Below are 12,036 nucleotides of genomic sequence, written 5' to 3'. Positions count from 1 at the left end.
CGGAGCTGGCAATAGCCTAGCCTAGATGGCACGGGATGACGAGCAGGGCTGAGCTATGCCCTAACTCCGTTCCACACGGCCTTACCCGGAATTCGCGTCGCAAGCCATTGATGGATATAGCATGCAATGGGATCCGGGCTCGGAAGGTCTCAAATTGGCACTTCTCGGAAGTAGGCCGAGGGTCTGCTCCAGCAAGGAACAGCGGACGTTCCCGGAGGGCAGAGGAACTTGTTGCCTGACCTAGAAAGTACAGCAGTGCATCATCGGCGAGGAAATGAGGTCGGTTAATCCGGATCATGCCGATGTTCATGCCTTCGCCACCTCCTCATGCCGCCAAGGCATTCTCCTGGACTTCATAGCGAACCACAAACGCTGCCGGTGCCGCCGGATGAGGGCGCCAGTCATGGCCGAGACGAACCAAGGCAGACCTGACTTCATCCAGGCGGGAGGGCGGTCCGTCAGCCATGCCCTCAGCGGCGGCGAGGTCGACGAGGTACTCGTCCCAGGCCCAGCGCCAGAGGATTTCGCGCTTGCAATCGAGTGAGAGCAAGGGATGGCGCACAACATGATCCGGATCTGCGAACACCGCTGCCGGATGGACCAGCGCCTTCTCCAGATCAGGCATGCTCGACAGCTCGCAGCGCCCGTAAGCCGCCTGTAACGAAGTGAGCCAGATGATGGCCCTGACCTGGTCCTCATCGAAGGAGGGGCCGTCGTTGATTTCACGACCACGTGTATCCTGCTGCCGAGAGGTTTCTCGCAACGGCTCGTTCTGAATGCGGTAGGACAGGCCCTGCCGCTCCGCATAGCTCAGAGCCTCTTCCAACGTATCGAACGTCACCTCGACTTGGGTTGCGAGCGTGTCGTCCCCACTTGTCCAGCCCATCAGCGGCTCAATCACAGGAGGTGAGCGGCGCTCAAAGCGCAGCACCCATTGATGCGTGCGTGCCCGCCCGGAGGTCGTGACCGCCCGCTCGCGCCGGGCAATGCGCGCCTCGGCTCCTGCAAGCCACGGCGGGCACACCGGCTGCGGCGGGTTGTTGTGCCCAATCCCGGCAATGTGTTCGTTCATGGCAGTCCTCTCCTATGAGCCATTCCAAAGAAAGAGCGCGAGCCCTGCTGCCAGCGACAGCATCGCTTCATCCCAAGCCGTGAGATGATGGGGATTGTAAAAGGCTTCCCGGCGGATCAGTGCCAGCCCAGCCGATGCCACGCCCGCCCCAACGAGCAAGACCGCAAAGGCACCTTGGAGGTGCTCGACAGGTGCGAGCGCCGCAAAGCACAGGCAGAGCGCGACTGCAGCCAGCCAGCGCGAGACCACCTCGCGATTGATCTCCTCCGGCGGGCGGCGATCCTGATCCGCTGGCTTGAGCCAGGATCCACCTTCCCACCAATCATTCGGATCAAAGACAGCCATCGCAGCCTCCCGCTCTCAGGCCATTCGCGATAGCCTCTGGGTGAGCCAGCGCACGCCCGCCTTCCGCGTGCCGCGAGCCGGTTCGGGCCGCTCACAGGCCTGTTCGGCCGCCTCAGGATCGAGGGACCGAAGTGCGTCGAGCACAGCATCGACGGGCACGATGTGGCCAGCCAGTCCGGGGCAGTGCCGCAGCCCAGGCGCCGACTCAACGGCCCAGGCGTCGGACGCCCAGGAGGCCAGGATGGCCCGCTTCTCCTCCCGGCTCAGATCAGGCGCTGTGACAACGTTGTGCGGATGCGCAAACACCTGGCTTGCCCTAGTAAGGACCTCCCAAGGCGAAGGACTCGGCGGGAGCAGCTCAGGACGCAAGCCGGTTGGGTAATCAGCAGCCTGTGGGGTCATGACAGCACCTCCCGACCTTCCGAGTGGTGTGCAAGACGACGCTTGCCGCGCCTGGAGCGGATCAGCGCCACGGCGGAAGTGTACTCGGCAGCGGCGGCGCTATCGAAGGTGGCGAGCGCCTCCACCACGGCATCGATGCGCGACCGAATTCCCAACTCGGGCGCAAGCCGGGACGTAACCTGCTCCGCTACGAGCTCGTCGCGTGCCCAGGAGAGCAGGATCGTGCGCTTCTCCTGGTGCGTGAACCCCGGATGCTCCACCACCTCGCGCGGGTGATCGAAGACGGTCACGGGATCGACCAGCGCCTCGACAAATGAAGGAGCGGATTGGCTCTCATCTCGGAGACGAGCCACTGGGCGCTCAAGGGTGTGCTGGGTTGCAATCTCCATACTGACCTCCCTCAGGTGAGCGAAGATAGCTCCGGGCAGCCACGGAGGGCCTGCCCGGAGGCACTGCGTGATGATCAGTGCTTGCTGTCCTTGGCCTTGCCGCTGATGGCAATGCGCTTCGTCTTGGCTTCAGCCTTGGGTGACTTCGGCAGGGTCACGGTCAGGACGCCATTCTCGAACGAAGCCTCTGCACGGTCGTCCTCCACCTCGAAGGGTAGCGGAATGCGGCGCTCGAAGCGGCCGTAGTAGCGCTCGCTGAAGGCGCGCTCCCTGTCGTCAATCTCAGCCTTCTTCTCGCCGCGGATGGTGAGGACGTCGTCGCTGACGCTGACCTCAACATCCTTCTCGTCCATACCCGGCAACTCCGCCGCGATCCGGATGTCCTTGTCCGTCTCGACCACTTCCACACTTGGCCAGGCCGACATCTGGTTGAAGACGGACGGCATGGTGCTGTCAAAGCGGCTGAAGACGTCGTCGAACAGCCGGTTCATCTCACGGTGCAGCGTGAGGAACGGACTGACCTCTTCACCGCGGTAAGCACCCGGGACCGAAGAGGACCGCTCATTGCGGCCCCACGGAATGAGATCACGCATGTTCATGGATACCTCCTGTCTGTTCGGTTGAACCGGACGCACGCAAGCGTCCGGTGCCAAGGATCCCCTCGGCACCGCCATACCTCCGCACGTTCCTGGTGTTACGCGGCTTTGCTGGTCTTGGCCTCGTGCTCGATCTGTTTGGCGTTGTCCTGCGCCAGAGCCTTGGGCTGGCTGCCGGTTGAGATCTCGATGCGGCGAGGCTTGAGCTCCTCAGGCACCTCGCGCACGAGCTCGATCATCAGCAGGCCGTTCTCCAGGCTTGCCCCCTTCACCTTCACATGATCGGCAAGGCTGAAGGTCTGCTTGAAGGCGCGGGTCGCGATGCCGCGATGCAGGATCTGCGTCCCCTCAGACTCGGAATGCTTGTTGCCGGTCACGAGCAAGGTGCCCTCGTGCTGGGTGAGCTCGATCTCGTCAGGGGAAAAGCCCGCCACCGCCATGGTGATCCGGTACTGGTCGTCGCCTGACTTTTCGATGTTGTAGGGCGGCCAATTGGTCATCGGCTCCACCCGGCCCATCTGGTCGAGCATGTCGAACAGGCGGTCAAAGCCAACCGTGGAGCGATACAGGGGGGAAATGTCGAAAGTTCTCATAGCCACATCCTCTTGAGAGCAACATGGATCCGAGAGCGCCGGACACCGCCGGCGCCCGAGTGCCAAGCTCATTTAAGCCTTGGCACCCTTCGAGTTAGGAACGAGATTTTGCGTCGTCAAGACCCTTCCGAGCGCTCCTGATTGCACTGTTCGAGAGCCCAGTTGGCAGAGGGTTTCCAAGGCAGCGCAACAAGGCGCCACCATGATGGAACGACTGGCGCGCGGGGAGACACGGGTCCCGTGAGCCCTGCCGATGATGCATCGCAGACGGCCGTCTTGGACCTTGGGGTGATGCAGGTGGCAGTGACCGGGACGCGTGGCGCCACCGCCGCGGTTCTGATCGAACCAGGACTGCCGCCTCGCGTTGATCCGGCTGAGGGCTTGAGCCCGGTGGGCGATCTGCTGCGGAGAGACCCCGATGGACAAGAGCAAACAGTTCAACACTTGGTACTGGGTCGCGGCGTTCCTTGGCATATTGCTGATCCAGTATTTCTTCAGTGCAGCCCAGCAGATCGCGCCCATTCCCTATAGCCAGTTCCAGGAACTGCTCCGGAACGGAAAGGTGGCCGAGATCGGGATCTCGGAGAACTTCATCCAGGGACGGCTGAAGGAACCCCTGCCCAGCGGCCAGACCCGCTTTGCGACCACGCGGGTTGATCCGACCTTCGCTCAGGAACTCCAGCCGTATGGTGTCACCTACACGGGTCAGATCGAAAGCACGTTCCTGCGGGACATCCTGTCCTGGGTCCTTCCTGTCCTCATCTTCTTTGGCGTCTGGGCCTTCCTGATGCGCCGGATGGTTGGGAAGGGCGGGCTGGGCGGCGGCCTGATGCAGATCGGCAAGAGCAAGGCCAAGATCTATGTCGAGGCGGATACAGGCGTGCGCTTCGAGGATGTCGCGGGTGTTGATGAAGCCAAGGACGAGCTGCGGGAGGTCGTCGAGTTCCTCAGGAACCCGGAACAGTACGGCCGGCTGGGCGGGCGCATGCCCAAAGGCGTGCTGCTCGTCGGCCCACCCGGCACCGGCAAGACCCTGCTCGCCAAGGCAGTGGCCGGTGAAGCAAAGGTGCCGTTCTTCTCCATCTCGGGCTCGGAGTTTGTCGAGATGTTCGTCGGCGTCGGCGCGGCGCGCGTGCGCGACCTCTTCCAGCAGGCCCGCGAGAAAGCCCCTGCGATCATCTTCATAGACGAGCTTGATGCCCTTGGTCGTGCCCGCGGCATGGGCGGCTTGGCCGGAGGCCACGACGAGAAGGAGCAGACGCTGAACCAGCTCCTGGTGGAACTCGACGGCTTCGACTCCCGCACTGGCCTGGTGCTGCTTGCCGCCACCAACCGGCCCGAGATCCTGGATCCGGCCCTGCTGCGCGCCGGGCGCTTCGACCGCCAGGTGCTGGTGGACCGGCCCGACAAGAAGGGCCGCGTCCAGATCCTGCAGGTGCACATGCGCAAGGCGAAGCTGGCGCCCGATGTGGATGCCGAGAACGTGGCGGCCCTTACCCCGGGCTTCACGGGTGCGGATCTGGCCAACCTCGTCAACGAAGCGGCTCTGCTCGCCACCCGGCGCGGAGCGGACGCGGTCACGATGGCGGACTTCAACAACGCCATCGAGCGCATCGTCGCGGGATTGGAAAAACGCAACCGGCTCCTGAACCCGAAGGAGCGCGAGGTGGTGGCGTACCATGAGATGGGCCATGCTCTCGTCGCCCTGGCGCTCCCCGGCGTCGATCCGGTGCACAAGGTGTCGATCATCCCGCGAGGGGTGGGGGCGCTGGGCTACACGATCCAGCGGCCGACCGAGGACCGTTTCCTGATGACCCGCGAGGAGCTTGAGAACAAGATGGCGGTGCTGCTGGGCGGGCGCGCCGCCGAGCTGATCGTCTTCAATCATCTCTCTACCGGCGCGTCGGATGATCTGGTGCGCGTGACTGACATCGCCCGCTCGATGGTGACCCGCTACGGCATGTCGGAAAAGCTCGGGAACGTGGCGCTGGAAAAGGACAGCCGTTCGTTCCTGAGCCCGAACCCGCTCGCCAACGGCGCTCAGGAGCGCTCGTACTCGGACGAGACGGCGTCCGCGATTGACGACGAGGTGCGGGCCATTGTGGACCGGGTGTTCGAGCGGACCGTTGCGCTCCTGCGGGAGAGGCGGGATGTCCTGGAGCGGACAGCCCGGCGCCTGCTGGAGAAGGAAACCCTCGACGAGGCCGAACTTCAGCAGCTTGCAGGCGCATCGCTGTCCCGGCGCCCAGCTTCAGTCGTCGAGATCGACCGGGACCAGCGGGTGCGGGGTGGACGCATCGCTTCGGAATCCGACCACACATGACCGTGGCGGAGAGCGGTAGGATGGCACCAGCAGCCTTCGGGCGCACCCGCGGCGGGCTCGCACACCTCCATCAATTCGGACCGCTGGGAGGCCTGCGAGATCATGCCTGACATCATGCCACTTTTTTATGACTTATGTGGCCGCTTCGTCGTGCTGCCGCCACGTCTTCTCTCAGGGAGCACCAGCGGCCCTCAGCAATTGATGTGCGTAGGTCCGTTCATGGCACTTCTCGGAAGTAGACCGAGTGTCTGCTTTAGCAAGGAACAGCGGACATTCCCGGAGGGCAGGGGATCGTTACTGCATGACCCTGAGCTGACTCTGGATTGCCGGTGCGTCGCCAGGTCCTCCAGGCGCACAGTCATCGAAGCTGCTACCGAGAGCACCGGTGGGCCATGCTCGTCCCTGACGTTTGCATGAACCTCTTCCCGGCTTGATTATTGATCTCCTAGTCGAAGCAAAGGGAGACGATCATGTCTGACACGCTGTCTGCCGCAGCCATCGCCACAAGCCAGGATGAGAAGATCCGCCAACGCGCCTACGAGATCTGGGAGAGGGAAGGCCGCACCGGCAATCCCGAGGACCACTGGTTCAGGGCGCAGCGGGAGCTTGATGATCAGGGGCAGGAACGCTCGGATGCGACGGTGCAGAATGCTCCCCCGGCCGCTGCGGCTGAAGCTAGCTCTGCTGCCTCTGGCGAAATCCCTGACGAGCGGTTTGCGGAATAGCCGTTCGGACACCTTAGGAAAGCCTGACCGTATCCTCCTGAGGTGGTAGGACATGCCTCAGCCTGTCCTGCGCCTCCACATACGACTATCACAGGTTAATGGCAGCACGCCTCCGGTGACGTAAAGCCAGGACGTCCTCCACACGCCACAAGGCCGGAGGGCAGCCTGGCTGCGTCTGGAGAAAACGAGCGTGACCACAAACAACCTCACCAACAGCACTGCGCTGGAAGAGCCAGACACGCTTGAGGACCTCCTGACCGTCACCGGTGATCCCGGTCCGGAGCCGACCCTGCCGCCTGATGTGGCGACCTTCCTGGGTGAGCAACTCCAGGCCTACTACGCCCAGTTGATGAACGAGCCGGTGCCTGAACGCTTCGTCCAGCTCCTTCAGCAACTGGATGGGAAAAAGAAGAGCCACGATGGCGAGTGAGGATCCTGTCCGCCAGGCGATGCTGGATGCCATTCCGCACCTGCGCGCCTTCGCCATCTCGCTCACCGGCAACGTGATCTACGCCGATGACCTCGTGCAGGCGGCGCTTCTGCGTGGGCTCGAGAACCTCGACAAGTTCCAGCCCGGCACGAGCATGCAGGCTTGGCTCTTCACGATCCTGCGCAACCAGTTCTACACCGATATGCGCCGCAGTCGCCGGGAGGTGGACGACCCGGAAGGGGCGCTTGCCGGCAAGCTGGCGATCATGCCGGAGCAGGGCGCACGGCTGGACTTCACCGACATGCAGGTGGCTCTTGCCAAGCTCAGCGTGGAGCAGCGCGAGGCGCTGCTGCTGGTGGGTGCCGAGGGCGTGTCCTACGAGGAGGCGGCCCAGATCTGCGGCACTAACCTGGGCACGATCAAGAGCCGCATCAACCGGGCCCGCACCCGCCTGGCGGAACTCCTGTCCCTCGATGCTGAGGAGGACCTTGGCCCTGACCGTCTGGTCAAGGCGGCGCTATTCGTGCACTCAGCTTCGTAGTCCCGTGAAGAGCTTGGCCGGGAGCAGAGGTGCTTGGCCTGAACATGTTCTCGGTCTGACTGGTATCGGCCATTCCGTCATTGGCAACAGGATGCGGATCTTGGGGTGCTGACGCAGCCTTCGCGTCAACCTGCATGCGGGTTCTGCGACGACGCCACGCTTCAGCCAGTTCCTGCCGCACGGGCGGTCTGGGCTTCGGAAGCGTACGCCAGATCAGCAGGGTGCAGGCCTTGCCGATCGCCAGCACCAAGGCCATGCCATAGATCAAGCCAGTCCGGGAGAAGCTGTCGTCCATTTCGCTCCCCATGAGACGCCGGGATAGAGGGGTCTGATCGTTGTTATTCGGCCGGTTTCGCTGTGAACAGCCGCCAGCAAAGGCCGAGGCTCGGTTACATGGGTTAATGCCTGAAGTCAGCCGCCCGAATAAAAGTTAACAATCTGTTAACTCCACTGTGCCTCGCCTTAAGTATCAGAAATCAGGAAGCACAGTGATCTATAGCCTCGGAAGCCCGTCCATGCCGACCAGCGAGCGTAAGCGCCACATTCTCGTTGTGGAGGATGAAGCGATGATCAGCATGTTGCTTGAGGACATGGTTCTGGACTGTGGCGCCGAGATCGTAGGTCCGGTCGCCAAGTTTGATGATGCTCTTGAGCTTGCTCATCAGGCAGAGTTCGAGGTCGCGGTTCTCGACCTCAACCTGAATGGTACCCTCAGCTATCCCATTGCCGAAGTGATCCGCGAGCGCGGCATTCCAGTGATCTTTGCAACTGGCTACGGCACAGATGGACTGCTCGACAGGTTCAGCGACTGCCCAACGCTCCAGAAGCCCTTCAGCCAGCAGGACTTTGCTGAAGCAGTAGCGGCAGCGTGCCACCAGGATGCTGCGGATCGTTGTGGTTCGTGACTTATCGGCTTCTTCCCTGGTCCTCTCGTCTCATCCGTTCCCTGACGCCACCTTCCACCGTCGTGCCGGAGCGCATTGGCTGGTGCAACGTCCCTGATGTCGGAGGAGCCGGGGGCGCCGTCTCAATCTGGACCCTGTGGTAGATATCCCCGGCGACGTGCTCGGTCAGATCGGGCAGGAGCCGGTGGGCCGTGACGGCCGTCTGAGCCTTCCACCCGACTGCAACCTCCTTGGTCGGGTGGATCGAGGCCCAGACGATGGTGTCCACCACCTTTTGGGCATCGTCCATCAGAACCATGCGAGGCGTGCCGCCGCTATAGTTCGCCGCATGCTCAAAGAACGGCGTATCGGCAGCCCAGGGCATGACTGTCACAACCTTGATATTATCCAGGCGATTGAGCCTGATCTCCTGGTTCAGAGCCGCACCAAGACCATTCACGGCATGCTTCGACGCCGAGTAGATCGCCTGATAGGCCAGCGGCACCTCGCCCTCCACTGAGGAGATGTTGACGATCGTGCCGAAGCCCTGCTGGCGGAACAGGCGCATCGCCGTGTGGCTGCCATAGACCACCCCCTTGAGGTTGACGTCGATCACCCGGTCGTAATCCCGAAGCGGCACGTCCTCGAACCGGCCGATTGCTCCAACGCCTGCATTGTTGATCCACACATCGATGTGACCGAACCGGTCGACCGCAGCCCTGGCGAGCCGATCCATATCCGCCGATTGGCTGACGTCTGTGGTCACAACCAGCGGCGTGCCGCCTGCGGCACGAACCTCGGCCGCAACCTCCTTGAGAACCTCCGTCCGGCGGGCAGCAAGGACGACGTTGGAGCCATGGCTGGCCAGCTTGAGGGCAACGCCGCGTCCAAATCCGCTGGAGGCGCCGGTGACTACGTAGGTGCGGCCCACCAACCACTGCCGTTCGGGGTGCATGAGCTGTGTCGGGGCCGCGCATCCTCCTACAGATGCAGCCAGCATTACCATCGCCAGGACTGCCAGAAACGTCTCTCGTCGGAACATGGCCGCTCGACCCTCATCGTGCAGCGATGCATGGCTTGTGGCAGCCGGACGTGTTGTGGCACGACTCACCGCGCGGCCAGACACCCAGAGCCAACAACGCTAAAGGATACCTGAGTCCCACGGCAAGCTTCACCGGCACGGCAGCGGCAAGTGCGGGTGGCAGACAGACAACGGGCTGCTTATGGCACTCCTAAGACGTAAGCGCTTAGTCCGCTTTGACATTCAAGGGCCGATATTCGCTAATAGGCTGGAACGTGAAATTTTGACCCTGAACAGACCTTCCACCTGGCACCCACTTCGGATCATCTGGTGGTTGGCTCGGTGCTGGGATGCCTCGGCATGCCGTTGGCGCCACCCTCTCACCTCTGTGCAAAAAAAGCTCCCTCGCCGGCTGGAAGCCAGGAGGGAGCAGGGTCCAGAGCCAGAGGGAGGATGCACTGGAGGAACACTCGGAAGCCTATGTCTCTGCGCCCAATGCCTCATCACCTAAGTTAAACGTGACAGGAGATAGTGGCCGGATCCGTGCTCGGACCTGCGGCCGACGTAAAAACTCCCCCGCCGGGGGGCAACCGACGAGGGAGTTCTCTCGATCCAAGACTTCACCGATCCTGGAGGCGGATTGATGCCAGTGGCCAAAAGGAACCAATCTGCAATCATGAGAATGTGCTCTCCGCAGGAGCATGGCCTCCACCCAAGTGAAACGTGGCGGCAGTTTCGGACCGGATCGTCGCGTCGGATTTTGCACCAGTGCGGCCAGAAGCCGGTTCGTGCGATGGTCCGCTTTCACAGGCTGAGCCGGGGCCGTGAGAGCCCTTCATGCCGACGACGCAGACAGGTACGAGTTGTCACGGTTTGTTGGTAGGGTATCCGACAGACAAGAGGGGCCGGATTGCGTACGAAGGCTGCACCGATACCTTTTTGCCCCTACGGATCGGACCTTAGCGCCCCTCAGGAAGAGGAGGCGCTATTTTTTTGCCCAGGCAAGACAGACGTTCGGGACGGATCGCCCAGCACCTTGCCTGAAAGGGCTAGACGGCTGTGCCCTTCAGTCAGTGCGTGGTTCCGCTGGCCAGCGGATACCTCAGAGTGGATACGACTAGAGACAACTGCCGACAGGAGGCGAGTCATGGACGACAAAGAAGAGAAGATCCGGACGAGGGCGTATGAGATCTGGGAGCGTCAGGGGCACTCTGGCAGTCCGGACGATCACTGGTTTGAGGGCGAGCGCGAGCTCAAGGCCGAGGGGCAGCCGAGAGAGACCTCAGCGGATCGCTCTGAAGCGACGGTTGAGGAGGCACCTCCTGTTGAGGCTGTGGAAGCCCTTGAGGCCGCCAGCGGCAGCCCTGCGAAAGGCAAGCGTTCACCCCGGTCGTCGAAGGGTTGACCGCAGCCTTTGATGGTCTCCAGCGTTCCACAAACGCTTACGGAAATTCCACCAGTGGCGTCGCTTTGGGTGCGCTGCGCCTTCAGCTGAGCTCGCAGGCTTTGGTTTTCCTGCTTCATCCTTTCAAGACGCTGGAGCGTTTCTTCGAGGCGCTGAAGCGGGGCGCTCCGGTCCAACGACTCAGGATTTTTGTCGTGCATGACCGGGCGCTCGGCGGGAGCTTTCTTGATCATCTCTTCCGGCGCCAGCAGCCTCAGAGCCGCGTGGACGACCTCACCTGCGCTCTGATACCGTCCTGAGGCCACACGGGCTGCAACGAACTGTTCCAGCTCCGGGGTAATGGAAACATTCACGGTTCTGCGGACTGGCATAACCTGCCAGCTAGGAGAAGGAAGAGTGTCAAGCTGTGTCACACGTGCCGACTTGTAGGCTAGGTTTCCGGCATTAATGCCACGGAACCCAGTCAGGTCCAGGATGACGGCACGGGCAGCAAGCGTGCGAAGGTCTGGCGGATCTTACCGTAGCATTCGCAGGCGAGGTCCTGGAGGCCAGGGCGATCTGCAATGACAATGCCGCCGCGCTGCTGCGTGATCAGCCCCTGCGTCTGGAACGTCCGCAGGATGGTACTAACCGTGGAACGCTGCACCCCGAGCAATTCGGCTAGATCCGCATGGGTCAGGGGCAGGAGGTCCTCATCAATTCGGTCCCGCGTGCTCAAGATCCAGTTGCAGCAGCGCGCCTCGACTGTGTGAATGGCATTGCAGGACACCGTCTGGAAGGTCTGGGCCAAGAGCGCTTCGCTGTAGCTGAGCACCAGCCGCTGGATCTTAGGGCACGCGCGCATCACCTCCTGCATCCGGTCGATGGCGATCCGGGAGGCGGTGCCCGGCACCTGCACCTTGTAGCGCCCGAAGGCCTCGCGCGAGACAATGGCGCTGATCAGGCCGAACAGCCCCTCGCGCCCGAAGGACGCCACCTCGACGAACTGGCCCTCTTCCAGGATGTTGATCAGGCCGACAATGGAGTCGTGCGGGAAGTAGGTGTAGCGGATGCGATCACCAGGCTCATAGAGGATCGTCCCTTTCGGCAGGATCACGACCTCTAGGTTCGGCTCGAGGTAGGCAAGATCCTCAGGCTCCAGAGCTGCGAGGAGCCAGTTTCTGCGATGGTCTGCCGTCAACGCCGAAAACGCCATGGCAGGTTCTCCGGGTTCCGCCGGAGAGAACGTCCGGAGGGCGCCTTTGTCCCATCATCCTCTCGTAGTGGGTAGACGGCGAAGCGTTCTTGGACACGCCCATCTCTCGCCGCTC

Annotated in this window: 15 protein-coding genes and 1 pseudogene; 6 read left to right on the top strand and 10 right to left on the bottom strand. The window is 62.5% G+C overall.

The genetic code is table 11. The annotated features are described in order from the left end of the window. Window positions 1-325: 325 nt before the first annotated feature. The 6 genes from E4K09_RS06730 to E4K09_RS06705 form a co-directional block, all read right to left on the bottom strand. Window positions 326-1,072: an NADH dehydrogenase ubiquinone Fe-S protein 4 gene (locus E4K09_RS06730; protein ID WP_134495981.1), complete on the bottom strand. Its 747-nt coding sequence runs from the start codon at window positions 1,070-1,072 to the stop codon at window positions 326-328. 12 nt (window positions 1,073-1,084) lie between these two features. Next, the gene (locus tag E4K09_RS06725) at window positions 1,085-1,417 is read right to left on the bottom strand and encodes a hypothetical protein (protein ID WP_134495980.1); all 333 of its coding nucleotides are present in this window, start codon (window positions 1,415-1,417) and stop codon (window positions 1,085-1,087) included. Window positions 1,418-1,432: 15 nt separating this feature from the next. After that, window positions 1,433-1,723 carry a hypothetical protein gene (locus tag E4K09_RS06720; RefSeq protein ID WP_134495979.1) on the bottom strand — a complete coding sequence of 97 codons (291 nt, stop codon included), beginning with the start codon at window positions 1,721-1,723 and terminating at the stop codon, window positions 1,433-1,435. A gap of 92 nt (window positions 1,724-1,815) precedes the next feature. Continuing rightward, window positions 1,816-2,208: a hypothetical protein gene (locus E4K09_RS06715; protein WP_134495978.1), complete on the bottom strand. Its 393-nt coding sequence runs from the start codon at window positions 2,206-2,208 to the stop codon at window positions 1,816-1,818. 74 nt (window positions 2,209-2,282) lie between these two features. Further along, a complete protein-coding gene (locus E4K09_RS06710) occupies window positions 2,283-2,807 on the bottom strand; it encodes an Hsp20/alpha crystallin family protein (RefSeq protein WP_134495977.1) in 525 nt (174 codons plus the stop codon). A gap of 95 nt (window positions 2,808-2,902) precedes the next feature. Continuing rightward, the gene (locus E4K09_RS06705) at window positions 2,903-3,397 is read right to left on the bottom strand and encodes an Hsp20 family protein (RefSeq protein WP_134495976.1); all 495 of its coding nucleotides are present in this window, start codon (window positions 3,395-3,397) and stop codon (window positions 2,903-2,905) included. A 418-nt stretch (window positions 3,398-3,815) separates the two neighbouring features. On the opposite strand from E4K09_RS06705, the gene ftsH reads away from it, so the two are divergent. The 4 genes from ftsH (at window position 3,816) to E4K09_RS06685 (ending at window position 7,416) form a co-directional block, all read left to right on the top strand. Beyond that, on the top strand, window positions 3,816-5,720 hold the full coding sequence (gene ftsH / locus E4K09_RS06700; protein WP_134495975.1) for an ATP-dependent zinc metalloprotease FtsH: 1,905 nt from the start codon (window positions 3,816-3,818) through the stop codon (window positions 5,718-5,720). Between the two features lie 470 nt (window positions 5,721-6,190). Next, window positions 6,191-6,445 (top strand): DUF2934 domain-containing protein, encoded by a 255-nt coding sequence (locus E4K09_RS06695; protein ID WP_134495974.1) that lies wholly within the window; start codon window positions 6,191-6,193, stop codon window positions 6,443-6,445. A gap of 190 nt (window positions 6,446-6,635) precedes the next feature. Continuing rightward, window positions 6,636-6,875 carry a NepR family anti-sigma factor gene (locus tag E4K09_RS06690; protein WP_134495973.1) on the top strand — a complete coding sequence of 80 codons (240 nt, stop codon included), beginning with the start codon at window positions 6,636-6,638 and terminating at the stop codon, window positions 6,873-6,875. Beyond that, window positions 6,865-7,416, top strand: coding sequence for a sigma-70 family RNA polymerase sigma factor (locus E4K09_RS06685; RefSeq protein ID WP_134495972.1), 552 nt, complete (start codon window positions 6,865-6,867; stop codon window positions 7,414-7,416). The genes E4K09_RS06690 and E4K09_RS06685 overlap by 11 nt, the downstream gene beginning before the upstream one ends. On the opposite strand, the gene E4K09_RS06680 is transcribed toward E4K09_RS06685, so the two are convergent. Then, window positions 7,382-7,711: a hypothetical protein gene (locus E4K09_RS06680; protein ID WP_134495971.1), complete on the bottom strand. Its 330-nt coding sequence runs from the start codon at window positions 7,709-7,711 to the stop codon at window positions 7,382-7,384. The genes E4K09_RS06685 and E4K09_RS06680 overlap by 35 nt on opposite strands. A gap of 220 nt (window positions 7,712-7,931) precedes the next feature. Between E4K09_RS06680 and E4K09_RS06675 the strand changes: the two genes are divergently transcribed. After that, entirely contained in the window at window positions 7,932-8,321 is a 390-nt protein-coding gene (locus E4K09_RS06675) for a response regulator (RefSeq protein WP_134495970.1), read from the top strand. 1 nt (window position 8,322) lies between these two features. Here the strand turns inward: E4K09_RS06675 and E4K09_RS06670 are convergent, their stop codons facing one another. Continuing rightward, complete coding sequence (locus E4K09_RS06670; RefSeq protein ID WP_204985701.1) at window positions 8,323-9,300, bottom strand: SDR family NAD(P)-dependent oxidoreductase; 978 nt, start codon at window positions 9,298-9,300, stop codon at window positions 8,323-8,325. A 1,168-nt stretch (window positions 9,301-10,468) separates the two neighbouring features. On the opposite strand from E4K09_RS06670, the gene E4K09_RS30140 reads away from it, so the two are divergent. After that, complete coding sequence (locus E4K09_RS30140) at window positions 10,469-10,726, top strand: DUF2934 domain-containing protein (protein WP_244610400.1); 258 nt, start codon at window positions 10,469-10,471, stop codon at window positions 10,724-10,726. 242 nt (window positions 10,727-10,968) lie between these two features. On the opposite strand, the pseudogene E4K09_RS30135 reads toward E4K09_RS30140, so the two are convergent. Both E4K09_RS30135 and E4K09_RS06655 read right to left on the bottom strand, forming a co-directional pair. Then, window positions 10,969-11,097: pseudogene (locus tag E4K09_RS30135) on the bottom strand (type II toxin-antitoxin system ParD family antitoxin); the annotation flags it as partial. Window positions 11,098-11,189: 92 nt separating this feature from the next. Next, window positions 11,190-11,921, bottom strand: a complete 732-nt coding sequence (locus E4K09_RS06655) for a Crp/Fnr family transcriptional regulator (protein WP_134495968.1) — start codon at window positions 11,919-11,921, stop codon at window positions 11,190-11,192. Window positions 11,922-12,036: the final 115 nt, after the last annotated feature.

Source organism: Microvirga pakistanensis (assembly GCF_004458765.1).
Classification (GTDB): domain Bacteria; phylum Pseudomonadota; class Alphaproteobacteria; order Rhizobiales; family Beijerinckiaceae; genus Microvirga; species Microvirga pakistanensis.
Note: the sequence above shows the minus strand (reverse complement) of the source record. Positions and strands in the feature narration are given on the sequence as shown.